The sequence below is a fragment of the Alteromonas sp. BZK5 genome (genome assembly GCF_014349115.1).
Classification (GTDB): domain Bacteria; phylum Pseudomonadota; class Gammaproteobacteria; order Enterobacterales; family Alteromonadaceae; genus Alteromonas; species Alteromonas macleodii.
Genome location: NZ_JACSOE010000012.1, coordinates 37,229 through 63,887 on the forward strand (window position 1 = coordinate 37,229; position 26,659 = coordinate 63,887).

Genomic DNA, 26,659 nt, shown 5'->3' on the forward strand with positions numbered 1-26,659 from the left:
GTGAAACATCCGTAAATCACAACCCCGATTCGCAGAAAAATAGATTATTTTTCCAACATGGGGCGAATTATGCCCCAATTGCGTATTTGATGCAGCTTCAAATGCCCAAAAACCGTTAAAAATTCACAAATTTTTTTGAAAAAACAGTAAAAATTTTTAGGTCGTATTAAATCAAAATGGAAATATTGATAGGTTAAATTACATAGAAATGCGATCCAAACAGCGCAAGATCACGCGAGCGAGATCGGCAAACGATCCTCAAATATGCATTGCGATCAGACTGCGATCGAGCTGTTAGATCCCACGAATAGGATCGTTTTTACGATTACTACTTCCCCACTTTGTATCTGTGATTTGGGGCAATGCTACTCCCCTAATTGAGAAACAAAGTTGCTCTTAAACACTTCGTTTTCTTCATACAAACGTCAAAAAATAGCGACTTAACAGGAAAAATTATCGAGAGCACCTATAATTGCATGTGATCGCATGATTAAGGGGGCGTACATGCGGCAAACCGCTAAACACGGAACAGAATTTATATGAAGAATGCAGCCCCACCTTTTTCACATCTGGTTTAACCGTATTTGAGGAATTACACGTAAATGCGTTAAGCCGTCATTTTTTAAGACAATTTGGTGGATAGTACAGATGATTAAGGTACAATCGCCACCAATAATTGCCCAAGACGTAAGAGTAAGTATTTATTGCCATGCCTATGGATATAGATCAAATCCGCGCCCTGTCTAATGATGATATGCAGGCGGTCAACCAGCTGATTCAACAACAAGTCGATTCTGATGTTGCCCTAATTAATCAGCTTGGTTTTTACATTGTAAACAGTGGCGGCAAGCGATTACGCCCACTTCTTACCGTGTTAAGTGCGCGGGCTATGGGAATAGACAACAACGATCACCATACCCTTGCGGCGATTGTTGAATTTATTCATACCGCTACCCTATTGCACGACGATGTGGTTGACGAATCGACCATGCGCAGAGGGCGGGAAACGGCCAATGCCATTTTTGGCAATCAGGCATCAGTCTTAGTGGGTGACTTTCTATACACCCGTTCTTTCCAAATGATGGTGAGCCTTAAACGCATGCGCGTTATGGAAATACTGTCTGAAGCCACAAACCAAATTGCTGAAGGTGAAGTGTTACAGCTGATGAACTGTAACGATCCCAGCACTACAGAAGCTCGTTACTTTGATGTTATTTACGGTAAAACGGCGCGTTTGTTTGAAGCTGCTACGCAGTTAGCGGCTGTGCTGACCGACCAAAATGAGCACATTGAACACGCTATGCAAGAATACGGTAAGCACCTAGGCACAGCCTTTCAGCTAGCTGACGATATACTTGACTACATGGCTGACAGCGAAGAAATGGGCAAGAATGCCGGCGACGACTTAGCTGAAGGTAAGCCTACTCTGCCATTACTTTACGCTATGTGGCACGCAAGAAATGACGACGACAAAGCGCTTATTCAAGAAGCTATTGAACAAAGCAATGGCCTACCACACTTGACGCGGATTCAAGGCATTATGGAAGAAACCGGTGCTTTGGACTACACACGTGAATGTGCGCAAAAAGAAGTACAAATGGCCATTAACAGCTTAAACGCTATTGAAGATTCTGAATATAAAGAGGCGTTAATCGCGCTGGCACATATTTCAATTGAGCGTACAAGCTAACTAGCAATAGATAACTAATTGTCGATAAGTGATATGAAAAGGCGTGTTGTAAGCAACACGCCTTTTTTATTGGCAATTACCAATTACGAAAACTAGCTAATTATTAAAAAGCTAGCCTTCGAGCATGAAACCTATCATCCCCACTAAAAAACCAAGAATACCGCCAAGCGGAGGAAGCCAATGGTTTTCCATACGAATTTGCGGTGCAATATCCTGAAACACCGAATAAAGTATTCCACCTGCGGCAAACAGCATTATACCGCTCATTACAACGGGGAACTGCGCTAGATAATAAAAGCCTAACAAGCTAAACAAGGGGCCAAGTAGCGCCATTAATACAAAGATAATAATGAGTTTGGTACTGCGCTGCTTGTTCTTTGGCAACATTTCCCTATACGCATTAAACCCTTCTGGTAAGTTTTGAACTGCAATCAGTAGGCCTAATAACATGGTACCTCCGCCTAACGCTGCCGTAGTACCAAGTGCGATAGACTCAGGCACAAAATCACTGAGCATGGCAGCTAACTGGCTGCCTGCGGTTTTCTTTTTCGCTAGATAAATATCAAGGGCCATGAAAGCTAAGGCACCGCCAACGAAGCACATTATGGCCGCAAATACCGATACGTCTTTTATGCCTTCAGGAACAAGTACAAGACCCACCGCCGAAATTAGCGCTCCTGCTCCTAACGCTAAAATGCCATGGCGTAACTCTTTTTCTAGCCACTTAGGCTGAATGCCTTGATAAGTCGCTAGAATAGCGCCTGCGGGCATAGCAAGACCCGCCACCGTTGCCATTATTAATAAACCTACAATATCGCCTTGTGGCATAACGACTCCTTTCTAACCATTACTTGTATATCTTCCTATTGATTACTACACACAGCACCATTGGTTTACAAATAATACCAGTCCGCATAGATAATTACCCACTCAACGAGAGTTAAAATGTTCGTAATCGCGGCGTGTTACCGCAGGTATAGTGGTTCTACATCAAGGTGACGCAACAAAGAGAACGTACATTTTAAAAGCGCGTAACGAAAAAGAGCAGCTTAAGGCTGCTCTTTGCATTTATAACGATGGGTTGTGTTGGCTATACACAAAAAGTCGATTAATTTAAGTCCAAATCTCGGGTCATGTTCTCGTTCTTATCGCGATGCACAATAATGTTGTCTTCAATGCGAATGCCACCAAAAGGTTTGTATGCATCAATGGTATCCCAGTTAATGTACTTAGACGCAGGCGTCGCTTTAAGGTCGCGCAGTAGACTATCGATGAAGTACAGGCCCGGCTCAATAGTGAACACTTGACGCGCTTCTACCATACGCGTGCAGCGTAAGAACGGGTGATCATCAGGAGCAGGCTTAGGCGTGCCTCTGTCATCATTAACCAATCCGCCCACATCGTGTACCTGCAGCCCCAAGAAATGGCCAATGCCATGTGGGAAGAACGTGCGTGTAATACCCATTTCCACGATTTCTGGCGGCGTTAGGTTCACCATGCCGGTATCGTGAAGAATTTGCGCAATACCATCGTGGGCTAACAAGTGAATGTCTGTGTAGGCTACACCCGGCTTTAACGAATCGACTAAGGTCAGCGTTACCTTATCTACCGCTTGAATGAGGTCGCGGAACATCGCTGAATTATGAACACCTTCTTGAGCGTAAGTACGTGTAATATCTGCCGCATAGCCATGATAATTTGCACCCGCATCAATCAGAAACGAACGTGATTCTTTTGGCGCTACGGTATCACACTGCATGTAATGCAGAATTGAAGCATGCTCGTTAAGTGCCACAATACTGGTATATGGTACGTCGTTGTCACCTTGTCGACTTGCTGCAGCATAGGCAAGATTGATATCAAACTCGCTTTTGCCTTCACAGAAGGCTTGCTCAGCGGCCTTATGACCTGCCACCGCCAGCTTGTTAGCTTCACGCATGCAGTCAAGTTCATAGTCGGTTTTATAAGCACGTTGATAATGCAAATAATGCAACACGCGGTCTGGATTTACATTGTCAAAACCCAACGCTTTTGCCACTTCAATATATTCGCCTACATAGGCAAAACGGCTTTTATCGTAAGGCAGAAATTTCTCTACCGCATCGGCCTGTTGAAGTAGTTTAATGTCGAAGCTGTCAGTCCAAAAGTCATTTGGCTCTGGTGGCACTTTGTGCCAGAAATCTTCAGGGCGATAGAAAATAAGCGTAGGCTTGTCTACACCGTTTACCACCAGCCAACAGTTAGGGTTATCAATAACAGGCACCCATGCTTTGAACTGCGGGTTTACCTTAAATGGGTAGTGATTATCGTCCAAGAAAAGACGTTTGCCCTGCCCTGAGTGAATAACTAGTCCGTCTAGCCCTTCTCGCTGTAATGCTTCGCGAGTTCTAGCTTGAAGCTCTTCGATATGCTGTTGGTAGGTTGCTTTATGTTGCGACATAGCCCCTCTTATCTTTTTAGTCGTTAGTTAGCTACTAGTGTATCACGAGGCCAACATGACATGCATACTGGCTCAGACCGCTGTGCTGTTGTATACGTTAAGTTTCCCATACTGGTAAAATAATAACGTAATGAAAGGCGTACCCGTATACGCCTAACCTTTGATAGCTATCGCGGTGCTAATTGCAGTGTACCTGTTACCGGATGTGTACTTACTGCATCTGCCGATGGGATCATATCGCGGGTAAGTTGAGGGAAGATATTCTCGTTTCCACCTAACTGCTGGTCGTAAATATGCTGATACGCCATCACCGCCTTCACGTAAGCACGGGTTTCTTTGTAGGGAATATTCTCAATCCAAATATCCACGGGCAGCGCTTCATTAGCAGGTAACCATTCCAACACTTTGCGCCAACCAGCGTTATAAGATGCGGACACCAGCACAGGGTTATTGTTTAACTTGTCCATTAAATAACGCAGGTACTGCACGCCGTATTCAACGTTATCGTCTACCTGAAAAAGTGTGTTACGACTTACTTTCTCTTTTGCTACATAACGCGCTGTTCCCGGCATAAGCTGCATGAGTCCTGCCGCTCCCACCGAAGAGATAGCATCGCTTCTAAACGAACTTTCGCGGCGTGCAATAGCCATAGCCAGCGACTTTGAAATGCTGTATGCCTGCGACTTTTCGCTGAATACATCGTTAAAGGCCAGTGGGAATCGGCGCTCGACATCGTCCCAATAGCCACTTCGCGCAAAACTGGTAATAGCTTGATCGTACAAGCCCCACTCATACGCCAAAATGCCCGCATCGGTCACTTTCGATTCGGGTAAATGTGACAGTAAATAAAACCACTCACGGCGCGCTTCTGTGGTTCTGTCTAACCTGAAAAATTCAACAGAGCGCATGGTGGCAGGGGTTTTCGCCACACTGGCAATAGCTGCCGTGTCTCTTGGTGCTGGCGTGTGTGCAAGCGACGGAATTTCGCCTATGTGCGCACTTGCCATAAAGCCATAATAATGGCGTTCTTGAGAAAGCTCTTTATAAAGCACGGTAGCCTGCATAGTTTGACCAAGCGCTTCTAAAGCTCGGGCTTTCCAATAGCGATAGTTTTCTTCTCGCTGCAAACTGACAGGAGCGCTATCAATAACATTAACCACTTCCTGCCAATTTTTCGTGCGAAGCAAATGGGAAATATGCCAAAGCTTTACATCTTCACCGGCACCCTGCACATCAGCAAGTTCAAGCCAATGATGCGCTTGAGGAAGGCGGTCTAGCGTGTAGCTAAGCGCTATTGCTCTTCGCATAACGTGCTGCTGCGCTGGCGAGAACACGTTTTTGTCGTTGTAGCGGTTAAATACCGTGCCGGCTAAGTCAGGGTTTCGCCAAGCAAGTTTCTCGACCGCCCATACGATTACCTCAGCTTCATGCGATGCATTTTTTAGTGGAAAGAGCGCCGTTCTATTTACTCGGCTGGTGTCGCGGGTTACCGTTAGCCACGCGTCAGCCAGGTATTGCTTATCACCGGGAAGTTGGCGCTTAAGATAAGAGATAATGCTTCGGTTATCTTCTTTCGCGGCAATCTCTATGCGCTTGATCACCATTTCGGGTGTCATCATGCCCGCTTTTTTCCACTTAGCAAAAAGCGGATCGCATTCATCCGGTTGCGACTGACCGTGAAGCCATAAAGCGTCGACTTCGGACAAAATAGCTTGTTCGCTTTCACCTTCTTTTAAACGGTAATTAAGCGCAATACAGGTTAGCCTTGCTCCCATGCCCGGGCGATAATTGTCTAAAAAAGTGCTGCGATAATCGTTCTTAGCAAGGTAATTAAGCCATTTATAACGCACACCGTAGCTTACCGGCTGACCATTGAAATCTTCTAGAAACTGCTTAACCTCGCGCTTTGTTCTTATTGACATCGTGCGCTCTAGCTTGAGTCTAAGTAGATAAGGATAAAGCGGATAATGCGCCAGTTCATAAATGTCGTTATCGAGGCGCTGAACGCTTCGCTTCGAATACGTTAACAGCTTTTTTTCAACTTCTAGATAACGAGCGCGATCCTTTTCGAAGATATCTTCGGGTAGTGTTAAAGGCTGTGTAGCCCATGCGCCGATAGAGAAAAATGAAGAGAGCGAGCAAACAAATGCCCCCACAACGGTGGCGAACAATTTATTGTTTTTTGTCAGCGAGCGCTGACCTAACCACGAACTAAAATAAAAACCAGACACAATAGAACTCCTACCCTGCTCTACACTCGAACGCTTATGAGCGCTGGCAAATTTGCCGAATCGAGCTGAATGTAAAATGTTGCTGAAAAAGCAGCATTGCGACTGATCCACTACGTTCGTTTGATAAACGAAGGGAAGATTTCAGCCTGGCTCCTTGCCAAAGAAGATGTTGTGCCAGCTGTCGTTAGCTATGCTTTACACACATAGTTGACATGATTGTAGATTATTCTTTTGCTGGATTGGCGCTTTGCGTCAATAACGCTCATTATACAACCACCAATGGCGAAATGAAGCTTGAATTCGATATTTACACTTGAATTTAAGTCATCCGACCACTACCTTAGACAAATTGAAACGCTTGTTTGATTTTTTGTTGAAATTTTGTGTGGCTTTGTAAAGAATCTAGCCACCCTAACGCGTTAGTGAATGCATACGACCCTACAAATTAGTTGGATTACTTCACTAACATCCTGGCCAATGCCGAAGGAGATGATAATGATATACACAGGCAAAAGTCTTTCCGTCAGCCTGTTAGAAGACGGCTTTGCTGAGCTGGTATTCGACGCCCAAGGTTCAGTAAACAAGTTCGACCGCCAAACGGTGAGTGAACTTGACGAAGCAACTCAAGCCCTACTTGCTAAAGGCGATGTTAAAGGCTTAGTAGTACGCAGCGCAAAACCTGCCTTTATCGTAGGTGCTGATATCACCGAGTTCACTGGTCTATTCGCCATGGACGATGCAGAAGTACTACAGTGGGTTGCCAATACATCACAAGTATTCGACCGCTTCGAAGACCTACCTTTCCCTACCATCGCTGCAGTTAACGGCTTCGCTCTAGGTGGCGGCTGTGAGATGGCATTGGCGTGTGACATGCGTATTGCAGACACTACTGCTTCAATTGGTTTGCCAGAAGTTAAACTAGGCCTAATGCCTGGTTTTGGTGGTACGGTTCGTCTACCTCGCCTTATTGGTTCAGACAACGCCCTTGAGTGGATGACCACTGGCCGCGACAGAAAAGGCGCGAAAGCCCTTGCTGAAGGCGCAGTTGATGCCGTTGTTGCACCAGAAGCACTTGTTGAAGGTGCGCTTTCAATGGTGAAAGACGCCGCTGACGGTAAATTTGACTGGCAAGCGCGTCGTGCGGTTAAGAAAGCCCCACTACAGCTAAACAAAAACGAAGCCATGATGAGCTTCAGTACTGCTCAAGCTATGGTATTTGCGCAAGCTGGCAAACACTACCCAGCACCGCACAAAATGGTTGAGACTGTTCAAAAAGCAGCGGGCCTAGACCGTGAAGGTGCACTTAAGCTTGAAAATGAAGGCTTTGTAGCGTTAGCGAAAACAGACGCTGCGAAAGCGCAGATTGGTATTTTCCTTGCCGACCAGCTAGTTAAGAGCAAAGGTAAGAAGCAAGCGAAAGCAAGCACAAAAGAAACCAAGCTTAATGCTGTGCTAGGCGCAGGCATCATGGGCGGCGGTATCGCATACCAAAGCGCTGTGAAAGGCACGCCAGTTATCATGAAAGACATTAATCAAGATGCACTAGACCTTGGCCTTTCTGAAGCAGCGAAAATTCTTGGTAAAGGCATGCAGCGCGGTAAAGTAGACGCGACTAAAATGGCGCAAACACTTAACGCTATCACGCCTACCCTTGAGTACAGCACACTTAAAGATGCAGACCTTGTTATTGAAGCGGTTGTAGAAAACCCGAAAGTAAAAGGTATTGTACTAAAAGAAGTTGAAGAGAGCGCAGCTGACGACGCTATCATCTGTTCAAACACCTCTACTATCTCTATCAACCAGCTAGCTGAAAGCCTAGACAAGCCAGAGCGCTTCTGTGGTATGCACTTCTTTAACCCAGTGCACCGCATGCCGCTTGTTGAAATTATTCGTGGCGAAAAAACCTCTGAAGAAACCATCAATGCAGTAGTAGCCGCTACCCTTAAAATGGGCAAAACCCCAATTGTGGTTAACGACTGCCCAGGGTTCTTGGTAAACCGCGTATTGTTCCCATACTTTGCGGGCTTCAGTAAGCTACTTATCGACGGCGCTGACTTTGTAGCGGTTGATAAGGTAATGGAAAAAATCTTCGGCTGGCCAATGGGCCCAGCATACCTAATGGACGTTGTAGGTATCGACACGGGCGATCACGCAGCAGATGTAATGGCTGCAGGTATTCCAGAGCGTATGGCTCGCCTAGATAATGACCCTGTAACTCTTTTCTACAAAGAAGAGCGTTTAGGTCAGAAGAACGGTAAAGGTTTTTACAACTACGGTGTTGATAAGCGCGGCAAGCCGTCTAAAACACCGGCTGAAGAAGCATATGCACTAATGGCGCCACACGTAGCTGAGAAGACAGACTTTGAAGCTGACGACATTATTGCACGCCTTATGATCCCTATGGCAAACGAAGCAATTCGCTGCCTAGAAGAAGGCATTGTAGATAGCGCAGCTGAAGCAGATATGGCGCTACTTTACGGCTTAGGTTTCCCTCCATTCCGCGGTGGTATCTTCCGTTGGATTGAAACCATTGGCTTGGCGAACTTTGTTGCGATGGCAGACAAGTACGCTGAACTTGGTCCAATTTATCAGATCTCAGACGGCGTTCGTGAAATGGCCGCTTCTGGTAAATCCTATTTCGCATAAGACCCGGAGGAAAAACTAATGAAAGAAGTGGTCGTAATCGATTGCGTACGTACCCCTATGGGTCGTTCAAAAAACGGTGTTTTCAGAAATGTGCGTGCAGAAGACTTATCTGCTGCGCTAATGACCGCGCTACTAGAGCGTAACCCTGGCGTAAACCCAGCGGAAATTGAAGACATCATTTGGGGCTGTGTTCAGCAAACTAAAGAACAAGGCTTCAACGTTGCACGTAACGCGCAACTACTCACAAAAATTCCACGCACAACAGGCGCGGTAACGGTAAACCGCTTATGCGGTTCATCAATGCAAGCCCTTCACGATGCAACAAGCGGCATCATGAGCGGCCGTGGTGACATTTACATGATTGGTGGTGTTGAGCACATGGGTCACGTACCGATGAACTACAACATCGACTTCCACCCTGGTCTTGCTAAGTACACGGCGAAAGCGTCGGGCATGATGGGTATGACAGCCGAGCTACTTGGCCGTCAAAACGGTATTACTCGTGAGCAACAAGACGCATTTGGCGCACGTTCGCACCAGCTAGCGCACAAAGCACACCTTGAAGGCCGCTGGGCTAACGAGATTGTGCCTGTTGAAGGTCACGATGCAAACGGCGTATTAAAGCTAATTGACTACGATGAAGTAGTTCGCCCAGAGAGCACTGCTGAGAGCATGGCGGCACTTCGCCCAGTGTTCGACCCAGTAAACGGTACTGTTACTGCGGGTACATCTTCTGCGCTGTCTGACGGTGCATCAGGTATGCTACTTATGTCAGCAGACCGTGCGAAAGAGCTTGGCCTAACGCCTCGTGCGAAAATTCGCGCAATGGCTGTGGCGGGTTGTGATGCGGCAATTATGGGTTACGGCCCAGTACCAGCAACACAAAAAGCCCTTAAGCGCGCTGGCCTAACTATGGACGATATTGAACTTGCTGAGTTTAACGAAGCGTTCGCGGCACAGGCGCTATCATGCATTAAGCAACTAGGTTGGATGGACCACCTAGATACTAAGATTAACCTTAACGGTGGTGCAATTGCACTTGGTCACCCACTAGGTTGTTCTGGTTCGCGTATCTCGGGTACGCTTATCAACCTAATGGAATCACAAGACGTAAGCCTAGGCTTAGCGACTATGTGTATTGGTTTAGGCCAAGGTATTGCTACCGTATTTGAGCGTGTATAAGCGTTTAAATAAGAGATTTTAAAGCTAAGTTTTGAAAAGGGCCTTCGGGCCCTTTTTTGTTGGTTTTAATACCTTTCAGATTACTTCAAAACACGAGATAAAAGACTTATCACCCCCTGCGCACCTTGCTGAAGCACGTGAGTATAAATTTGTGTGGTCTTTACGTCTGAATGACCTAACTGTGTTTGCACCGTTCTAATATCAGCGCCCGATTGCAGCAAATGCATTGCAAAAGAGTGGCGCAGCGTATGAGGCGTAACTTTCTTTTTAATGTCACAAGTTTTTGCCGTGTTCCGTATTGCTTTTTGTATACTCGATTCATCAATATGATGTCGTCGCACTCTTTTGCTTTCAGGATCGACAGATAATCGAGAAGTGGCCTTTCCAATATATCGCGATGTAAGAACGCCAGTGCATTTAGCGCGCTAGCCTGAGTGGCCTGAGCCACATTCTTAGCGTTAACTAAGTGAGATAGAAACACTTCAACTTCTTTATCTCCCATTTCAGATGGGTGCCTATTATTATTAAATCGAATAAAGCTAATGATCCATTTGCTATAGAGTTCTATCGAACGCTTTGCATAGCGACGGTTGTGCATATGCTCAATCACCATTTGCATGAACATTGATTTCATTTTCTTGATTTTAATTACTGTAAATAAAAACAGAATTGCGGTTTTTGACTCGTCCGTAAAATAAAAAGGAAAGATTCCGTACTTAAGTACGGTGTTTTCAGATACTAAGTGTAGGTTATTGATGAAAGTGTATTTCCGTGCGAAAGTGATAAAACTAGAAATGTGATACATGGAAATTATCCGCCTTGCATAAAGGATTTTTTCCTTACACTAAATTGTTAGGAGACAAGGGAATGTTGCAGTATAAAAGGATTTTTATGTTTATCCCTTTATCAATTCTTTTGCCCGCATTGAGTGTGGCGATTTTGGTTTTAGTGTTTAGTCGTTTTGGGATCGCTACTACTGCTTTTTCATTCTTGGCTACGTCGTATATTGTAGGTGGCGCTTTAACCTTTGTGGTTTTCTGGTGGTTTGCTACAGGTGTAAATAAAAAGCCATATTTGCATGCGTTTGTGATGTATGTTTGCAGTTTTTTAATATCAACTTTCGTACTTATGTTGTTTGCTGGCGGTGGTTATATTTCTACTAATTTAGCCTTTGACGCTTCAATTTCAATTATGGTTATGTTCGTAGCAACCAAAGTCGGCTATAAAAACAAGGAGGTATCAAGCTATGTCTCCTAACAAAAAAATAATGTCGCCCGCAGGCGGGCTGGGACACAAACAGGCAGGCGGCTTCGCCATTATAGCCTGCCTATTTGTGCCCCATATTTAGGTGTTAAATGCCACAAGGAAGGTACATGTTTAAACTTTTATGGTCTTTTATTTTAATTATTTCTCTATCATTCGTGCCAGCGCTGGGTGGTGAAACAACCGTCAATTTGAAGGAAAACACAGTAATTTATCACGGTAAATTATCGCCATCAGCAAATCAGAAACTTCTTTCAATTCTGGAAAATAGTGAAAATAAGGTTGCATGGCTGTCTATAACGTCCGAAGGCGGTGAAATCAATCATGGAATGGATCTTGGTGATATTGTTCATGACTATGATTTGAAGCTTGAGGTCAATGAGTATTGTCTCTCATCATGCGCTAACTACGTTTTTTCTGCAGCAAATCATCACAGGATCTCGAATCACGCAGTTATTGGTTTCCATGGTGGTACAACCGGAATGGAGAAAGAAATAACATCGTTTATTGATGCTCTTCCAGAGGAAGAGCGGGAATTAACAAAGCAGAACTTAGAAAAATATATTAAGTCAGCTGTAATTCGTGAGCGAAACTTCTTCGAAAAAATTAGTGTGGATCAGCGAATAACAACACTAGGGCAATCTTCCGAATATAAAGAGTTCGCCGAGAAAGAAGACTTTATCGGCTGGTACTATTCACTCGAAGGGCTTGCTACGCTGGGCGTTTCTAACATTGATGTAGTAAACCCTCCTTGGTCATATCAACATTTGAGCGAAAAAACTAAGTTTTTCAAAGTCGGAGTAGGCGGCATTTAACATTAGGTAATGTCAGCCCATATGAATACGAAGCAAAATACGCTTAACATGGACGTCCACTTTTAATGGGGAAGACCAATGCTTTTCAGAAAGTTCATCAATAAGGAATGTTATGAATCTAAATGCAACATTTTGGGGGCAAGCACTCTTCATCCTCGCGTTAGTTGTAATTTTCTTTACCATCAAATTCGCTAAAGGAAAGGCTGACAATATCGGGTTGGTTGTCATTTACGCCGTCTTGCTCAACTTCTTGATTCCGCCTGTTGGGTGGTTTTATTGTTACCGATGGGCAAGTAAATAATTGCCTAGAACAAATATCATTCTCTTTGTAGCTAGTTTTTTTACTATAGTGAGGTGTGAAAGGTTTTAATTTGTACACATATAACAAGCCAATTAGCACGTTCGCTGCGACGTTAGCTATAGAACTTTGTAGATCAGTTAAGGTCGAAGTTTGAGACAGCAAGAAACGTTAAAAGGAATTACCATGAACAAAAAAGCTTTTTTTATTGGCTCAGCCACTTTGCTATCTTCACTGTTAGCCTTTCAATCATTTAGTAACCCAGCTCCCTTAAATTCAGCCCAAAAATGCGCATCTCTACTCCCAAGCGGCTACAACTTTTCCATGACCATAAATGCTAAGATAGATACGACAGCTGACAAACCAGTAGTGTCAGGCATTCTAGATTTAACAGACGGTACCGAAATACTCCCCCCTGAATTAAGTGCGAAAGTAGAGCCTTTCAAACAATGCGTAGTAAAGCTGATGAAATAGACAACATGGCTCAGGTAACCACAAGCCATGTGCTTTCAAAATAGATGTCGGCCTTACAAATCAGCCAAGTTCGTCTCACGACTGCATCTTCCCTAGGGAAGACACAATGTTAAGTCGTTATTTACCTTTGGAAACTATCTAACGGGATATTTATGAAAAGCAAAGATGTAAAGGTAAAAGCCAGAATAGCCAAGTTATTGCTGTCATTTTGCTTTGTAGCCTGGGGAGTCACTTGGGTTTATGCATTTATTGCAGATGAATGGGGGCTAATCGCAGGATTTTTTAAAGGCTTAGTACTTGGTGGTTGTTTTGCTGTCATTCCTGCTACATATGCGATTTATTCATTAACACAAACTAAGTTACCAACGTTAAAAATAGTACTCGGTATATCACTAACTTGGTTGTTTATTGTATGCAGTTTATATTTGGTTTAACAGGCCGTAGTCTACCAAGTTTCTTTTACAGGGTTGTGATTAGCCAAATCAATCTAAGAGGGATTTATGCAGACTGCGCTAATTATTGTAATTCCAGTAGTTGTTGTTTTGCTGATTATTGGAATTCTAAAGCTCAAACCGTTGTTCAGTTATATGGCAATTTTTGGCTTAGGATTACTGTCTTCATCCGTAGTGGAGTTCTTTTTTTGCTCTGGCCTGCAAACACAGTGTGAAGCAGATGCGTTAAATATGGTGGGCTTTTTCTTCCATTCTTTTTATGTAATAGCAATTTGTTCAGTTTTTTACGCTATTATGCCTCACGTTTCAAAACAAAAATCGCAGTAAATGTCTTAACAAAATGACGATTAAGACTATAGTGTGTAATTAAGAAAATTTGATTCTATAGGCTGTAGTTCAAGTAAATAAAAAATAATTCGTTGAAATCAATGGATATAGAAACGAGTAGAGGTTAGATGTCTACATTCGGTGAACTTGGTGCAGCCCTTGTAATTAAAAACCAAAAGATAAGGAGTTCTTTTAATATGAGTTTTTGGCAAATCATTATTTTTATCGTGCTTTTCAGCCTTACACTTCTACCAGCGTTAATTGCCTTAACATCCAAAAAAGCTAAAGGCATACACAAGTTGGCATGGGGGGCCATTTCCTTTTTCTTTTCGTGGTTGGGGTTTTTAATCTATTACTTCTTTGCAATTAGAGGTATGAGCAAGCAAAGTACATAACGATTCGTTGTTTCGCTCCACTTTAATATGCCCTTTATTAGACGTTATACGGTGATAGGAATTTAGATAACATGAAGATTAAATTGATAGTAATCTTGTCAATATGTGTAATCTCAACAGGGTGCGCTTCAACTTCTGATAGGGCTGCAAGAGACTTTCTTGATGGGGCTAGTGCCAGTGCTGAAAAAAGACAGCGAGAAGAATCTACTAACCGATACAGCAAAAAGCGTGACCACAAAAACGATGCTATAGAAGATACGGTGTCTGGAGCACTTACCGCGCTTTTTAGAGGCTTGTTTAGCTCTGAAAGCGACGATAACTAGTGAAAGATAGTTTCCTAGCATGGCGTGCGAGTGGCGCTCTAATGCCCTTTTCAAAGAGCATTGATTGCTTACCAGCAGTATTTCAAAAGAGGTCTGCCCGTTGGAATTAAAAACCATTGGTTTGTTTGTTATTACTGCACTTGCTGAAATCGTTGGATGCTATCTGCCCTATTTATGGTTGAAAGAAGATAAGTCCATATGGTTGTTAGTACCAGCGGCTATATCGCTCGCGCTTTTTGCTTGGCTGTTGTCACTTCACCCAACCGCTGCCGGGCGCGTATACGCCGCTTACGGTGGTGTTTATATTTTTATGGCTATTATGTGGCTTTGGCTTGTTGATGGAGTGAAGCCAACGTTATGGGACTTGGTGGGCACCTTTGTCGCTTTGATTGGTATGGCGATAATTATGTTCGCACCAAGAAGTCACGGATAAGAGTCTTGCTTGCAATAAATAACGAAGAAAACGCGATGAAGATTACCTTTACTCCAAGTACGAACCTACCAAGGGCTGCTGAGTTTACCTTTAATAACATGCGCGATTATTACGCTCAGTTTGCGCCTGATTGGGACGCAGAAAAAGTGCTTGGGGTTACCGCAGAGCTCATTAATTACGACATTCAAGTAGACAGCGAAACGGTGGGGGTGATGCGCCTTCAATACGACGGTAACACCTGTATATTGCGCGACCTTCAGGTCATACCCAGCGCACAGAACAAAGGCATAGGTAGTGCTGCCATTGAAGAAGCAGAAAGACTAGCGTTAGGGGCCAATACTAACTCGCTTGACTTACGAGTATTCAAAGTTAGCCCTGCCGTTTCGCTTTATAAAAAAGTGGGATTTATCATTAAAAGTGAAGACGACCGCTTTTTTAACATGACTAAACCCTTAAGCACTTAACAAACAGGCTTGTACCGCCGTCTATTCAGAATACACCTAAAGGCCAAAGCACATGAAGATTATTATTGATGATCTCACCGGAGGAGAAGTGCTAGCGCTTTTAGAAGAGCATTTGTCTGATATGTATGCTACATCGCCACCTGAGAGCGTACATGCATTAGATGTTGAAGCACTAAAAGCTTCGAACATTACTTTTTTTAGTGGCTGGAAGCAGCAACAGCTTGCGGGCTGCGTCGCTATTAAAACCCTTGATACACATAGCGCCGAGCTAAAATCTATGCGCACAGCCAAGCCGTTTAGAGGATGCGGTGTAGCGTCTCAGTTATTACTTTTTGCCCTAGAACATGCGAAAATGAAAGGGTTTAGTTCGGTAAGTTTAGAAACAGGAACGCAAGACTACTTTTTAGCGGCCAGAACCCTATACAAAAAGTTTGGTTTTGTTGATTGCGGTCCATTTGGCAGTTACTCAATCGATCCCAACAGCCACTTTATGACCCGAGCGCTTTAATTTAGTACTTTAAGAGAATTCCACATGTCGTTACCTCCTTGCCCGCATTGCCAATCAGAATATGTATACGAAGATCAGCCTCTATTTATTTGCCCTGAATGTGGACACGAGTGGAACCCGAACGAGGTAGAAGAGGAAGTCTCAGCTAAAGACTTCAACGGAACACCGTTAGTAGCCGGCGACAAAATTACGTTAGCAAAAGATTTGAAGGTAAAAGGCAGTTCATTGGTACTTAAAATTGGTACCAAAGCCGTTATCCGTCATGTGAAAGATGCCAAAGACCACCAGTTAGATTGTAAAGTAGATGGTGCTGGCGAAATGATGCTAACTGCACAATTTGTTAAAAAGGCATAGACGGCATTTATTGAAAAGCTGTTACTCCTCTCGGTGCGCTTGCCTTGTTGTTTAGCAAGCGCGCTAGCTATCCCCTGCTATTTCCTGTTAAAAGTTTGCGACTTCGTTGGTAATGGTTTCAGTAAGCAAGCTAATCGCTTTCGATGACACTTTCTGAGGGTTAACTAAACAAACACCCACATGCCCAAGCTCGGGTAAACTTTCTGAATTAGATAAAACGTGTAGACCAGGTGGCACTGAACTCTTTGCAAGAACGGTTATGCCCAGCCCTTCGTTAATCGCCGTTTGTATGCCATTTAAGTCAGCAATGGTATACACCACCTGCCACGGTTTTTTGATAGCCGATAACAGATTGGTTGCTCGCTTGCGGTAAATACATGGCGACGGCGCAGCAATAATAGGCAGTTTAACAGGCACGCTATTTACAAAGCGCTGACTCCCCACCCATACCAGTTGATCTGAAATGATGTAGCCGTCTTGCTGAGGATCAGGTGTTTCTTGTAGCGAAAGAATTAAATCGAACTGGCTTTTAAGCGGCTCACTAAGTAAGTCTTTACTTAGCGCACAATGCACCTCTAGCGATATTTCCGGATAGGTTTGCGTGAACCGTCGAATAATTTTAGGCATAAGCGTTGTACTAAATTCGCTGGGAATGCCTAACCGAATATTTCCCGTAACCTGCGGCTTGCCGAATTCGGCCATCGCCTGATCGTTAAGTGCCACTATCTTTTCACCATACGACAATAAGCGACTACCAGCGCCAGTTAGTGCCAAGCGATTTTTGTCGCGGGAAAATAGTTTTTCCCCAATCATTTCTTCTAGTTTTTTTATCTGTAAGCTAATGGCAGGCTGTGTGCGCTGAAGCTGCTCGGCACATTGTGTATAGCTACCCGTCTGTGCAATAAGTACGAACGAACGCAGAAAATCTATCGATAAGTTTTTCATTACTTTGCTTTACACCTCTTTGTTAGCTTTGCCTTCTGTTTTGCCTTGTTAGTGTCAGAATTGCACACAAGGCTATTTAATAAAGTTATAATGCCATATTTTTTATTAATTTTATTTATTCTTTTTACGCTCCTAGTATCAGATACAAAATAATGACATTTAGGAGCCAGCATGAACCCACTTAACCAGCACCTTCACGAACAAGACCCAGATATCGCAGCATTTATTGCGCAAGAAAACGAACGCCAAGAACACCACATTGAACTGATCGCATCGGAGAACTACACCAGCAAAGCTGTTATGCAGGCGCAAGGCAGTCAGCTAACTAATAAGTATGCAGAAGGCTATCCGGGCAAGCGCTATTACGGTGGCTGCGAGGCGGTGGACAAAGTAGAACAGCTTGCTATCGACAGAGCTAAAGCATTGTTTGAAGCTGACTATGTGAATGTGCAGCCTCACTCTGGCTCTCAAGCGAATACTGCAGTTTATATGGCGCTATTAAACCCTGGCGATACCATTCTTGGGTTGAGCCTTGATCACGGTGGGCACCTCACACACGGTGCAAAGCCTAACTTCTCGGGAAAACTATACAACGCGATTCAGTATGGCTTGAACACAGAAACTGGTGAAATTGACTATGACCAAGTAGAAGCCTTGGCTAAAGAACACAAACCAAAAATGATTGTAGCGGGCTTTTCCGCTTACTCTCGCGTGGTCGACTGGCAGAAGTTTAGAGACATCGCTGATAGTGTAGGCGCGTATTTACTTGTAGATATGGCACATGTTGCAGGCCTTGTTGCGGCCGGTGTTTATCCCTCGCCAATTAACGCCGCACACGTCGTTACTACTACTACCCATAAAACACTGCGTGGCCCTCGTGGCGGGCTTATTATGTGTAAAGCAAACCCCGAGCTTGAAAAGAAATTCAATTCATTAATTTTCCCTGGCATTCAGGGTGGCCCACTTATGCACGTTATTGCCGCAAAAGCGGTAGCGCTTCAAGAAGCCATGACAGCAGAGTTCCGCGCTTATCAAAAGCAGGTAGTCACTAATGCACAAGCTATGGCTAATGTGTTTATGAAGCGTGGCTTTGACGTTGTATCTAATGGAACCGACAACCACATGTTCCTGCTAAGTCTTGTAAGCAAAGGAATGACGGGGAAAGAAGCCGACGCGATATTAAATAGCGTGAATATAACGGTAAATAAGAACACAGTACCCAACGACCCGCAGTCGCCATTCGTTACTAGTGGCATTCGAATTGGCACACCTGCGGTCACTTCACGCAATTTTAGTGAAGAAGACTGTGCTCAATTAGCCCATTGGATTTGTGATGTGTTAACAGCGCCAGAAGACAATGCAGTAGTACAGCGAGTGATAGATAAAGTGGCAACGCTAACAGCGGCTCGCCCCGTTTACACTAAGTAAAACCTAGTACTATACCGAGCGAACTCGTGCGTTGCAGGTAGCCACCATTACCCGCCACACGAGTTTGGCTCGTTCATTAAACTGCACTATTCCCACTCCCCAAGCGTCTTCCATGGCGCCTTGCCACACGCTACACGTTTCAATGGTATCGCCGTACAAAGGGGCTAACGATAAGCTAATGCGTAGCGACTCCAACCATTCCCTAAATAACGGGTCCTGATTACCTGCTTCACGCATTTGAGAAAGCTGTAGCGAAGCTTGTTGCTTAATACCTTGAAGCCTTTTGTAGATTTCGCGAGGGTCTTCTTGCTGCCCCAAAAGATGAAGTTCGCGCTCAATATCGTAAGCATTGTGCCAGTGGATAGTTTGCTGCGGTTCTTTTGAACAGCCCCACATTGCCGCACTCATAAGCGAAAGCAGCATGATACGCTTACCCCATAATAAAAGGGTTGAAGGAAATAGTTTTTTGCCACGCACCAAACTGCGAACTCCTCAAACGATGTCATCTACAGTATAGATGAGTATTGCGCTAGGGCTCGCATAAGTGCGCGTAATTAAACTAATTTACTAAGGTGAAACTTGCGAAGCACCTAAAGTGCTTTGCGCTCTCGTTACGGTAGGAAGTGGCTAGCTAAACCACTTCCACCATATAAACACCATTAGAAACCCAAATAGATAGATTAGGCCTAAATAGCTAAGCAGCTTCACTACCACGTTTGGTGCGGCGTCTTGATGAAGCTTGGTTTGTGCCACAAGCTTATGATTAAGCCAAGCAAACATTGGAGTAGTAACAAAGGCCAGCGTCATCGCAAAGCCTAACATTGCCAATAGCGCAGATTTAAAGAACAACACAATGATAAAACTCGCCACTGCCATGAACAGTAACACCGGCGTTACCAGCGTATTTCGTGCGTTTTTGTCTTTGTTAAAAAGAAGCGCTATTGCTTCAGCAACCACCCTCGCATAACCATCGTAAACGGTTAGCGCCGAACCAAATATGCACAAAAATGCAACCAGTGCGATAAGCCAATGCGCCCACTGTCCAATGGTTGATGAGTACATACTAATTAGCTGATGGGAAAAGCCGATACCGCTGGTACTTAGCTCTGTACCGCTGCCATACAAAATTAATGCACCTAAGCCCAAAAACAACAATGCGAGTAGCACCGTCACTGCATAACCTAAATTAAAATCGAAAAGGGCCGACTTTGGCGTTACGGCTTGCCCTTTGCACTGGCGCTTTAACCAAAGTGAAGTAATGGACGATATTTCAATAGGTGCGGGCATCCACCCCATTGTGACGACTAAAAAGCCTAATGTAGCGAGCGTCCAAGGCGAAGGCGGCGCCACGGCAGGTGCTGGTGAAGCAGAGTAATTGCTTAGTGCCACCACGAATACGGCTACAGTCGCCACCACAAGCACGCCCATTATGCCTTTGGCGATATTGTCCAATCCTTCAAAATGGCCAGCGAGTAGAATGATTAAGATAAGTGCCAAAACCACTGAAGCTGACAACGTTATGGCGATATCGAAAGGAATAAAATACGACAATAAGCTTGCAGCAAACAACAACAGCGCTGCAGCATTGACCACCGACGCAATGGTATTCAAACCCAAGGCAATGGCCAAATATCGTCGTCCCATTCCCAAGTACCCTTGCTGAAGGGTTTGTTTTGTACTGATGGTGTAGCTAACACCTGCTCTAAAGAATGGGTATTTGAGTAAGTTAACTACCAATATAAGCAGCGCTAACTGCCAACCAAACTTCGCCCCCGCTTGAGTTGATGCTACTAAGTGACTACCGCCTACCGCCGCTGTTGCCATAAGCACACCCGGGCCGAGCAATTTTAATAGTGCAATACAACGGGCAAAAAACGATGTTTCAGCTGAATACGACAAGGCAACCTCTAAATGGGCATTTCAAAATAGCCGTTAACCATATCAGTAATATAATAAACAGAAAAGAGAGTACGCGCTCATCTGCAAGGCTTGTAGTGTAAGCAGCTGTACCCAGTTTACGCGGGCTATTTAGCCGGAGATTTTAAAAGGTATACAAAGCGCCAGTGAATAAAAAGGCGCTGTTGTCGCTGTAATCTCCACGCGCAAAACCCTCTCCTTTTTTGAGGTAGGCTCCACCTAGCACTAATCGCAACTCGGGTCGCATTTGATAACGCCAGCGAGCTTCCACTTGATGGCCAATGAAACTGTCCACGTCTTGAGGTGCTTTTTGGTACCACATGGCTTTGTAACCAAGCATAATGTTGTGCGCTTTTGCTGGCTTAGACACGCTTCGAAGCCCCACTGCTTTTAGGTTTCTACGTGGCATAGCCTGATATACATCAGTAGGTCCGAAATCAAAACGTCGCACGCCGTATAAGGTATCAAAGTCAGAGATTGTGTCATCGCTTGTGTCGTTGTCGCCACTGATATAGTCAACTTCAGCTCTAAGAAAGGTGTTGTCTGTAATCTGTTTCCCAACATAACCAAACAGCATATATGCACGAACGTCTTTCTCGTCTGTATCGTTAGCAGATGCAGTTTGATAAGAAGTTCCCTTTTGCCCCACCACCTCTATATTTGTTATCAGGCCATTATCGAAAGGCTGGGTATAGTCCACACTCAATGTGTACAAATCACGGTTTTTGGTGGCAAGTGCTTCACTATCGTCTTCTTTTAACCAGTAGCTTTGCAGCTTAACGTTGTTGTCTTTTGACGCAGCGTACACACCAAAGAATTTTCGTTCGCTAAAGCTTTTGTCGAACGCGCGTTCGTTCCCGTCCAGACTTTCACTGTCAGTAGGAAAGCGAGATACCGGCAGCACGTACACGCCATGTACTTGCCAATCTGCAACTCTTGCTTCCACCACAATTCCATCATAGCTATTGGTGGCATTGCGATAGGCTGTTTTGGCCAATAGCCTGCGACTGCCGTAGTCGAGCTCCATACGCCCTACTTTTATCGCAGACACTTCGTATAAGCCAGATGCTCGTTCAGGTTTGTAGGTGATAAAAAACTGTGTAGGCTCTAGTGTATTAACCTGATTGGCCGTTAGCGTTGGATCGTTTTCATCCAGAAACACTCGCGAGTCACGTATTTCAATCGTTGCCGCGAGGTTTTGATAACTTACCGTAGAATTCACGATAAAGCGTGTTGAAAGACGCTGATTACTTTGTTCTCGAGCAGCTGATGATGTTGGAAATATAGGGTTATTCAACGACTCGTAGCGCACTCTAAACGAGCCAGAGACATCAAAGGTTATTTCATCACTCGACGCGTTGGCTAACGGGGAAATAACAACGAGTATTAGCAGAAGGCATGTGCTCAATAGCGAGCGAAAACGACCACGCCCGTAAAGTCGCACAAGTAAAGGGCTGCGCATTAGGAAATAACCATTACATCAGTATTATGTGCACTGAAGTATATAGATTATTTTTATTATCGCACTGCCCTTTTAGTTTAATTTGTTATGCCTTTGGCGTTTAGCCAGCGGGGCTTATCTATAGCCTCGCTGGCCTGAAACGCCAGCTAACGTCTGTCAAAATTCACTTTTTTCTGCGGATGCTGATAGTAGCCTTCTTTTAGAAGGCGTTTAAAGCGGGTCAGTTTTCCGTCCAGCGTTAACTCTTCTAACCCTTTATTAAATAGCGACAGAATAAGCTGACTGTCACTTTCGCCTTTAGGCACTAACAGATGCGTGGTTACAGTTGAGATAAACGGCTTAATGGGCATCACATCTCTGCGGTCGCCACTATCGAAATCACGCTGAAGCAAGTACCATCCTGTTAACTCATCAATGGGAAAAACGTCAATTTTACCTTCAATCAGCGCCTGTAAATTGTCTTTGTCTGTGGCACTTTCCACAACATTACTGCTGCTTTTAATGTAAGCGGCAAGTTCATCGTTGTATAAATACCCTTCTGTTACGCCCATCTTTAGGTCTTTTAAGTCGCTTAATTCAGCCCAAGTATCAGGGCCCTTTTCAGCATTAACATAAAACACCAAGCTTTCCGCACTAATAGGGTTACTGTGGAAAAACTCACTTTCCCGGGCGCGCACAAAATTGCCGTATGAGATGGCGTCGTATTCGCCTTTCAGCGTTGCTTCAAGCGCTTCTTCCCAGGGTAAAGATACAAACTCAACCACAACGCCCGTCTCTAAAAACGCATCAGCGATTATGTGATTGATATAACCGTCGTGCTGCATATCAGTTGACGTATAAGGGGCATACTCTGTGGTCGCTATTCGCAGTTTCATCCACGCATGGGCAAAACTTTGCATTGGAACTAGCGCTAGTATAAATGTCGCTATTAATAGTAATCGCATGTCAAAGTCCTGTTAGTGATTAGAAGTAAATACCAAGGTTTATGTTCAGGCGGTGGGTAGTTTCTTGTCTACCACCTAAGTCGAGTCCCACGCCCGGACCGCCTGAGAACCACATGTTTTTGCCTTGGATACTATCTACATATACAAACAATTTATCCCAGCCAAAGCTACAGCCGTTTATCCACTGCGACGAGTTTTTCCCTTCACTTCCTTCACCTTTTGCCACGCTGTACTCTGAGTAACAAGTAAGTGATTCTATGTGAGTAAACTTATAAGGCACAGAGTACACAAGGTTTGCTGAATAGGTTTTACCGTCGGCCGCGGCTAAGAACGGGAAGGTGAAAGAGGATAGCGCTATGCGATCGTCTGCTTGCCCTTCTGGTGCAGCCAAATCGTATTCATAATCGATATACTGCAGTTCGACTTTTAGGTCGCCTTGGGTATGGCGCATATGCACGGCATAGGCATTCATATCACCATCATCCAGGGTATCCAGGTTTAAGATGTTGCCGTATTGGTAAGACACGCCAATATCGGTAGTGCCTCCGCGAATAAAGTTTGCCGTGTAGTTAGCACGTAAATTATATTGGCCGTCTTCTTTATTTCGATATTCACCATCGTCCGCCACGTCGAACGAATAGCGCCCAAACTCAGCGGCATCGTTGTACTCGTCGTTCATAAAATAGGCGGCTTGAAAATCCCAGTTGCCCCAATCGTGGTTTATTTTCACTCCAGCATCGTAATCATCTTCGAAGCCAAGATAATAATTTACCGAGAACCAAAAGTTGTTACTGGCAAAGGGCTGCAAACCAAACGGTGTTTGGGTTATACCTGCGGTAATTTCGGTTTGCTCATCGAAATGATAAGTCAGGTCGGCGAACCTTACTGTGTCGAAGTCGGTGTTTTCGTACCATCGATATTCGGCTTTATAGCTAAATTGATCTGACTCACCTGACACGCCAAGTTTGAATGATTCAAATTCGAAACCATCTCTAAACTCGGGAATTTGCCAGTCTTGATGCCCGTAGTTAACCCTAACATGACCGCTTAAATTAAAGGGAAGTTCGTCGGCATTTGCGAAGCTTGAGGTGCACGAGGCTATTGAAACTAAAGAAAATGCGGATAGTAGCTTGTTCATTACTGTTCCTGTATTGAATTTTTGGCGGGAACCCTTTGCTAAAAAATGCCTCTAAGAAACATGAGGGGCGTTCAAGCGCTTAGGTGTATCGCGCACCAAAATAAATCCTTCAGTACTAACAATACTGAGCAAACCTTAAAAAAAGATCATTTGTTAAGGTCAGACTTCTGTGAAGTGACTCATGCAAATTAATCGCCCCCCGCAAGGCGACGGCATTTAAACATTGGTCCTTTATTGTGGAAAGTGAAGCGCTATGTATGCGCGGTAGATGCGGAAAGTTTTGCTGTGAACGTCAGGTCTTATCTACTAATTGGTCGCCACTTGAACAGCGAATAGGGGAATATGTGAACATAGCGTGCCAGCTTTACGACTACATCGAAATTGCCTGCATGTATGGGCTTGAGGTGAGCGTAGTATTAAAAGACGGGAATACGGTAAAGGGTACAGCACTGACCACAGTTATCGATAAACGCAACGACGTGGCCACAGAGTGTATTCAAATGTCCATCGACAAAACCACGCAAAATATTGCGCTTAATGAAATCGCTCAACTTCATGCAATAACTGACAACCCGCATTTCAGCTCAGTCAGCTTTTAGGTAGTATGCGCAGCTAACTTAGCTTAACTTTCAAAGTGATCCTGATTTATGACGCAAAACCTCTCGGCCATTACTTTTTTTGTAGACGACTACGACAGTGCCGTTGAATACTTCACCACGGTTTTAAACTTTACCTTAACCGAAGACAAAGTAACCGGCGAAAACTCGCGTTTTGTTCTGGTAACCCCACCACACAGTGCTACGAGCTTGTTGTTGGCGCAAGCAAAAAATGACACAGAAAGGGCACTCATTGGCAGCCAAGCCGCCGATAAAGTATTTTTAATTTTGAATACTGACGACTTCTGGCGCGACTTCAATGCCATGCAAAGCAAAGGGGTGGCATTTTTAGAAACCCCTCGGGAAGAAGTGTATGGTACGGTAGCCATCTTTAGAGATAAGTTTGGCAATAAGTGGGATTTGATCCAAACCACCTAATTGCACTTTATATAAGTGCGCCTTGTCGTTGCGATATTTTTTGCGGCAAGGATTTAAATGAATAGTGTAAGGAAGTAGAGGAGAAGTAGCACGTGCAGGCCATGAAGCGTTCCATTATTGCTGATGTTGTTGCAATAGCGGCAATAGCACTGTTGATCACTACGACGTTTTATTGGATAGAAGCAAGGCGCGAAGTCATAATTCTCTGCGATAATTTTACGCCTGGCGTATCGAAAAAAAGTGTCGAACGCCAGCTAGATACTGCAAACTTATTGTTGTGGGATACAGAGTTTGTTGCAAATGGCAGCAAAATCGAAGCATATAGCCCGCTACACTTAGGCATTATGAAATGCAGCGTAGAATTTAATAAGCAAGATACCGTTGTATTCTCTATTGTTGAGTAATCAGACTCCCTAGCAGCTTCCTCTACTTTTTGCGTTTTATGTGAACCAGGTTGGTGCAACGTTTACATCGACGCAACACCCTATTCACCGGTGCGCTAAAAGTCGTAAAGGCAAACTTACCTTCCGCCATTTATCGCACCGAGTTAACTTTTCATCTAGCTGTAACCTACTGTGTTGTAAACGTATAATTACGCTGTGTCTTCTTAACGCAAACTTTTTCTTATGCAAAAAACAAAACACAGTGTCATCGAGGATGTTTTCGCCCTGATAAGCGCCGGCTTGTTTGTTGCTTTTGGCGTATATTTATTTCAGTCTCAAGACTTAATGGTAGGTGGCGCGGCAGGCTTAGCGCTATTAGGTACTTATGCCGTAGATATGGACTTCGGCTTGCTATTCTTTCTGATTAACTTACCGTTTTACACCCTAGCTTGGACGCAAATTAGCAAGCGTTTCACCATTAACACCTTTATATCCGTCACCACGGTTTCTGTACTAACTGAGCAAATTCCAGCGTTTGTGGATATTAGCCACGTAAATCCATTTTTCGCGGCGGTATTTGGCGGTATTTTAATTGGTGTAGGTATGCTGATGATGTTTCGTCATAGCTCAAGCCTTGGTGGCGTTGGTATTATGGCGTTCTATTTACAACAGCGTTTCAATATTAGAGCCGGTACATTCCAGCTAACCGTAGATAGCTGTATATTACTTAGTGCTCTGTTTTTCATCGCTTGGCCTTTAGTGCTGATTTCAATTTTAGCGGCATTTTGTTTGAACATGGTTATTTCGCTTAACCATAGACCAGAGCGTTACTTTCCAGTACAAGGCGAATCTGAATCAAAAAAGGCAAACGCTGAGTCAAACAATGCCGATACCAATCACTTGGAAAATCGTGCTGAAAACAGTCTAGAACAGTGCTTAGACAGCGAGCTTCGCGCACAAAACGGCTAAATTTACTCAGCCAGTCTTTGTCATTCGGTCATAAGTTTTCGCTCTTACTCCCCTCAAAAAGAGACAGCAGCGATGATTAGGGCAACAAATAAAAAGCCCGGTTAGGCACAACCTAACCGGGCTTTCTTGTATCTTTTATTTGTA

At 44.2% G+C, this 26,659-nt stretch carries 28 protein-coding genes and 1 pseudogene; 19 read left to right on the plus strand and 10 right to left on the minus strand.

All coding sequences use genetic code 11. From position 1 onward, the window contains the following. Positions 1 to 715: 715 nt before the first annotated feature. Positions 716 to 1,690, plus strand: a complete 975-nt coding sequence (gene ispB, locus BIZ39_RS05350; protein WP_014948150.1) for an octaprenyl diphosphate synthase — start codon at positions 716 to 718, stop codon at positions 1,688 to 1,690. A 111-nt stretch (positions 1,691 to 1,801) separates the two neighbouring features. On the opposite strand, the gene BIZ39_RS05355 is transcribed toward ispB, so the two are convergent. The 3 genes from BIZ39_RS05355 to BIZ39_RS05365 all read right to left on the minus strand — a co-directional run bounded on the left by BIZ39_RS05355 (position 1,802) and on the right by BIZ39_RS05365 (position 6,361). Next, on the minus strand, positions 1,802 to 2,518 hold the full coding sequence (locus tag BIZ39_RS05355; RefSeq protein WP_014948149.1) for a ZIP family metal transporter: 717 nt from the start codon (positions 2,516 to 2,518) through the stop codon (positions 1,802 to 1,804). Between the two features lie 280 nt (positions 2,519 to 2,798). Then, a complete protein-coding gene (gene pepQ / locus BIZ39_RS05360; RefSeq protein ID WP_156085924.1) occupies positions 2,799 to 4,130 on the minus strand; it encodes a Xaa-Pro dipeptidase in 1,332 nt (443 codons plus the stop codon). Between the two features lie 167 nt (positions 4,131 to 4,297). Further along, positions 4,298 to 6,361, minus strand: coding sequence for a transglycosylase SLT domain-containing protein (locus BIZ39_RS05365; protein ID WP_187446528.1), 2,064 nt, complete (start codon positions 6,359 to 6,361; stop codon positions 4,298 to 4,300). Between the two features lie 495 nt (positions 6,362 to 6,856). Between BIZ39_RS05365 and fadB the strand changes: the two genes are divergently transcribed. After that, positions 6,857 to 9,007, plus strand: coding sequence for a fatty acid oxidation complex subunit alpha FadB (gene fadB / locus BIZ39_RS05370; RefSeq protein ID WP_187446529.1), 2,151 nt, complete (start codon positions 6,857 to 6,859; stop codon positions 9,005 to 9,007). Positions 9,008 to 9,025: 18 nt separating this feature from the next. Further along, positions 9,026 to 10,189, plus strand: coding sequence for an acetyl-CoA C-acyltransferase FadA (gene fadA / locus BIZ39_RS05375; RefSeq protein WP_069943690.1), 1,164 nt, complete (start codon positions 9,026 to 9,028; stop codon positions 10,187 to 10,189). An 80-nt stretch (positions 10,190 to 10,269) separates the two neighbouring features. Here the strand turns inward: fadA and BIZ39_RS22505 are convergent. Continuing rightward, positions 10,270 to 10,823, minus strand: a pseudogene (locus BIZ39_RS22505) (phage integrase N-terminal SAM-like domain-containing protein). Between the two features lie 233 nt (positions 10,824 to 11,056). On the opposite strand from BIZ39_RS22505, the gene BIZ39_RS05385 reads away from it, so the two are divergent. The 11 genes from BIZ39_RS05385 (at position 11,057) to BIZ39_RS05435 (ending at position 16,295) form a co-directional block, all read left to right on the plus strand. Then, positions 11,057 to 11,446 carry a hypothetical protein gene (locus BIZ39_RS05385; RefSeq protein ID WP_168463087.1) on the plus strand — a complete coding sequence of 130 codons (390 nt, stop codon included), beginning with the start codon at positions 11,057 to 11,059 and terminating at the stop codon, positions 11,444 to 11,446. A gap of 116 nt (positions 11,447 to 11,562) precedes the next feature. Beyond that, positions 11,563 to 12,267, plus strand: coding sequence for a hypothetical protein (locus BIZ39_RS05390; RefSeq protein ID WP_168463088.1), 705 nt, complete (start codon positions 11,563 to 11,565; stop codon positions 12,265 to 12,267). A 484-nt stretch (positions 12,268 to 12,751) separates the two neighbouring features. Continuing rightward, positions 12,752 to 13,039: a hypothetical protein gene (locus BIZ39_RS05395; protein WP_168463089.1), complete on the plus strand. Its 288-nt coding sequence runs from the start codon at positions 12,752 to 12,754 to the stop codon at positions 13,037 to 13,039. Positions 13,040 to 13,191: 152 nt separating this feature from the next. Continuing rightward, positions 13,192 to 13,473, plus strand: coding sequence for a hypothetical protein (locus BIZ39_RS05400; protein ID WP_168463090.1), 282 nt, complete (start codon positions 13,192 to 13,194; stop codon positions 13,471 to 13,473). Between the two features lie 66 nt (positions 13,474 to 13,539). Then, a complete protein-coding gene (locus BIZ39_RS05405; RefSeq protein ID WP_168463091.1) occupies positions 13,540 to 13,818 on the plus strand; it encodes a hypothetical protein in 279 nt (92 codons plus the stop codon). Positions 13,819 to 13,946: 128 nt separating this feature from the next. Continuing rightward, positions 13,947 to 14,213, plus strand: coding sequence for a hypothetical protein (locus BIZ39_RS05410; protein ID WP_239218028.1), 267 nt, complete (start codon positions 13,947 to 13,949; stop codon positions 14,211 to 14,213). Positions 14,214 to 14,284: 71 nt separating this feature from the next. Next, positions 14,285 to 14,536 carry a hypothetical protein gene (locus BIZ39_RS05415; protein ID WP_014948136.1) on the plus strand — a complete coding sequence of 84 codons (252 nt, stop codon included), beginning with the start codon at positions 14,285 to 14,287 and terminating at the stop codon, positions 14,534 to 14,536. A gap of 64 nt (positions 14,537 to 14,600) precedes the next feature. Then, a complete protein-coding gene (locus BIZ39_RS05420; protein WP_061094122.1) occupies positions 14,601 to 14,969 on the plus strand; it encodes a YnfA family protein in 369 nt (122 codons plus the stop codon). Positions 14,970 to 15,004: 35 nt separating this feature from the next. Next, positions 15,005 to 15,433 (plus strand): GNAT family N-acetyltransferase, encoded by a 429-nt coding sequence (locus BIZ39_RS05425; RefSeq protein ID WP_187446530.1) that lies wholly within the window; start codon positions 15,005 to 15,007, stop codon positions 15,431 to 15,433. A gap of 52 nt (positions 15,434 to 15,485) precedes the next feature. Then, entirely contained in the window at positions 15,486 to 15,941 is a 456-nt protein-coding gene (locus BIZ39_RS05430) for a GNAT family N-acetyltransferase (RefSeq protein WP_014948133.1), read from the plus strand. Between the two features lie 24 nt (positions 15,942 to 15,965). Then, positions 15,966 to 16,295, plus strand: coding sequence for a zinc ribbon domain-containing protein YjdM (locus BIZ39_RS05435; protein ID WP_187446531.1), 330 nt, complete (start codon positions 15,966 to 15,968; stop codon positions 16,293 to 16,295). Positions 16,296 to 16,382: 87 nt separating this feature from the next. On the opposite strand, the gene BIZ39_RS05440 is transcribed toward BIZ39_RS05435, so the two are convergent. Beyond that, entirely contained in the window at positions 16,383 to 17,240 is an 858-nt protein-coding gene (locus BIZ39_RS05440) for a LysR family transcriptional regulator (protein WP_039225011.1), read from the minus strand. A 171-nt stretch (positions 17,241 to 17,411) separates the two neighbouring features. Between BIZ39_RS05440 and glyA the strand changes: the two genes are divergently transcribed. After that, positions 17,412 to 18,668, plus strand: coding sequence for a serine hydroxymethyltransferase (gene glyA, locus BIZ39_RS05445; protein WP_168533593.1), 1,257 nt, complete (start codon positions 17,412 to 17,414; stop codon positions 18,666 to 18,668). 9 nt (positions 18,669 to 18,677) lie between these two features. Here the strand turns inward: glyA and BIZ39_RS05450 are convergent, their stop codons facing one another. The 5 genes from BIZ39_RS05450 to BIZ39_RS05470 all read right to left on the minus strand — a co-directional run bounded on the left by BIZ39_RS05450 (position 18,678) and on the right by BIZ39_RS05470 (position 24,129). Next, positions 18,678 to 19,148: a hypothetical protein gene (locus BIZ39_RS05450; RefSeq protein ID WP_014975548.1), complete on the minus strand. Its 471-nt coding sequence runs from the start codon at positions 19,146 to 19,148 to the stop codon at positions 18,678 to 18,680. A gap of 147 nt (positions 19,149 to 19,295) precedes the next feature. Then, positions 19,296 to 20,567 carry an NRAMP family divalent metal transporter gene (locus BIZ39_RS05455; RefSeq protein WP_039225017.1) on the minus strand — a complete coding sequence of 424 codons (1,272 nt, stop codon included), beginning with the start codon at positions 20,565 to 20,567 and terminating at the stop codon, positions 19,296 to 19,298. Positions 20,568 to 20,709: 142 nt separating this feature from the next. Further along, positions 20,710 to 22,047: an alginate export family protein gene (locus BIZ39_RS05460; protein ID WP_187446532.1), complete on the minus strand. Its 1,338-nt coding sequence runs from the start codon at positions 22,045 to 22,047 to the stop codon at positions 20,710 to 20,712. Positions 22,048 to 22,193: 146 nt separating this feature from the next. Beyond that, on the minus strand, positions 22,194 to 22,991 hold the full coding sequence (locus tag BIZ39_RS05465) for a substrate-binding periplasmic protein (RefSeq protein ID WP_014948126.1): 798 nt from the start codon (positions 22,989 to 22,991) through the stop codon (positions 22,194 to 22,196). Between the two features lie 19 nt (positions 22,992 to 23,010). Then, positions 23,011 to 24,129 (minus strand): porin, encoded by a 1,119-nt coding sequence (locus tag BIZ39_RS05470; protein WP_014975544.1) that lies wholly within the window; start codon positions 24,127 to 24,129, stop codon positions 23,011 to 23,013. A 257-nt stretch (positions 24,130 to 24,386) separates the two neighbouring features. Here BIZ39_RS05470 and BIZ39_RS22185 point away from each other — a divergent pair, with 257 nt between their 5' ends. The 4 genes from BIZ39_RS22185 to BIZ39_RS05490 all read left to right on the plus strand — a co-directional run bounded on the left by BIZ39_RS22185 (position 24,387) and on the right by BIZ39_RS05490 (position 26,515). After that, on the plus strand, positions 24,387 to 24,728 hold the full coding sequence (locus tag BIZ39_RS22185) for a Rho-binding antiterminator (RefSeq protein WP_262385717.1): 342 nt from the start codon (positions 24,387 to 24,389) through the stop codon (positions 24,726 to 24,728). 48 nt (positions 24,729 to 24,776) lie between these two features. Next, positions 24,777 to 25,163 carry a VOC family protein gene (locus BIZ39_RS05480; protein ID WP_039225021.1) on the plus strand — a complete coding sequence of 129 codons (387 nt, stop codon included), beginning with the start codon at positions 24,777 to 24,779 and terminating at the stop codon, positions 25,161 to 25,163. Between the two features lie 92 nt (positions 25,164 to 25,255). Then, complete coding sequence (locus BIZ39_RS05485; RefSeq protein ID WP_014948122.1) at positions 25,256 to 25,567, plus strand: hypothetical protein; 312 nt, start codon at positions 25,256 to 25,258, stop codon at positions 25,565 to 25,567. Between the two features lie 222 nt (positions 25,568 to 25,789). Further along, the gene (locus tag BIZ39_RS05490) at positions 25,790 to 26,515 is read left to right on the plus strand and encodes a YitT family protein (RefSeq protein WP_014948121.1); all 726 of its coding nucleotides are present in this window, start codon (positions 25,790 to 25,792) and stop codon (positions 26,513 to 26,515) included. The last annotated feature ends 144 nt before the right edge of the window (positions 26,516 to 26,659 follow it).

Coding starts and splice junctions, on each gene's coding strand:
- ispB (WP_014948150.1), top strand. CDS start 716: ATGGATATAGATCAAATCCGCGCCCTGTCTAATGATGATATGCAGGCG.
- BIZ39_RS05355 (WP_014948149.1), bottom strand. CDS start 2,518: ATGCCACAAGGCGATATTGTAGGTTTATTAATAATGGCAACGGTGGCG.
- pepQ (WP_156085924.1), bottom strand. CDS start 4,130: ATGTCGCAACATAAAGCAACCTACCAACAGCATATCGAAGAGCTTCAA.
- fadB (WP_187446529.1), top strand. CDS start 6,857: ATGATATACACAGGCAAAAGTCTTTCCGTCAGCCTGTTAGAAGACGGC.
- fadA (WP_069943690.1), top strand. CDS start 9,026: ATGAAAGAAGTGGTCGTAATCGATTGCGTACGTACCCCTATGGGTCGT.
- BIZ39_RS05385 (WP_168463087.1), top strand. CDS start 11,057: ATGTTGCAGTATAAAAGGATTTTTATGTTTATCCCTTTATCAATTCTT.
- BIZ39_RS05390 (WP_168463088.1), top strand. CDS start 11,563: ATGTTTAAACTTTTATGGTCTTTTATTTTAATTATTTCTCTATCATTC.
- BIZ39_RS05395 (WP_168463089.1), top strand. CDS start 12,752: ATGAACAAAAAAGCTTTTTTTATTGGCTCAGCCACTTTGCTATCTTCA.
- BIZ39_RS05400 (WP_168463090.1), top strand. CDS start 13,192: ATGAAAAGCAAAGATGTAAAGGTAAAAGCCAGAATAGCCAAGTTATTG.
- BIZ39_RS05405 (WP_168463091.1), top strand. CDS start 13,540: ATGCAGACTGCGCTAATTATTGTAATTCCAGTAGTTGTTGTTTTGCTG.
- BIZ39_RS05410 (WP_239218028.1), top strand. CDS start 13,947: ATGTCTACATTCGGTGAACTTGGTGCAGCCCTTGTAATTAAAAACCAA.
- BIZ39_RS05415 (WP_014948136.1), top strand. CDS start 14,285: ATGAAGATTAAATTGATAGTAATCTTGTCAATATGTGTAATCTCAACA.
- BIZ39_RS05425 (WP_187446530.1), top strand. CDS start 15,005: ATGAAGATTACCTTTACTCCAAGTACGAACCTACCAAGGGCTGCTGAG.
- BIZ39_RS05430 (WP_014948133.1), top strand. CDS start 15,486: ATGAAGATTATTATTGATGATCTCACCGGAGGAGAAGTGCTAGCGCTT.
- BIZ39_RS05435 (WP_187446531.1), top strand. CDS start 15,966: ATGTCGTTACCTCCTTGCCCGCATTGCCAATCAGAATATGTATACGAA.
- BIZ39_RS05440 (WP_039225011.1), bottom strand. CDS start 17,240: ATGAAAAACTTATCGATAGATTTTCTGCGTTCGTTCGTACTTATTGCA.
- glyA (WP_168533593.1), top strand. CDS start 17,412: ATGAACCCACTTAACCAGCACCTTCACGAACAAGACCCAGATATCGCA.
- BIZ39_RS05460 (WP_187446532.1), bottom strand. CDS start 22,047: ATGCGCAGCCCTTTACTTGTGCGACTTTACGGGCGTGGTCGTTTTCGC.
- BIZ39_RS05465 (WP_014948126.1), bottom strand. CDS start 22,991: ATGCGATTACTATTAATAGCGACATTTATACTAGCGCTAGTTCCAATG.
- BIZ39_RS05470 (WP_014975544.1), bottom strand. CDS start 24,129: ATGAACAAGCTACTATCCGCATTTTCTTTAGTTTCAATAGCCTCGTGC.
- BIZ39_RS22185 (WP_262385717.1), top strand. CDS start 24,387: ATGCGCGGTAGATGCGGAAAGTTTTGCTGTGAACGTCAGGTCTTATCT.
- BIZ39_RS05480 (WP_039225021.1), top strand. CDS start 24,777: ATGACGCAAAACCTCTCGGCCATTACTTTTTTTGTAGACGACTACGAC.
- BIZ39_RS05490 (WP_014948121.1), top strand. CDS start 25,790: ATGCAAAAAACAAAACACAGTGTCATCGAGGATGTTTTCGCCCTGATA.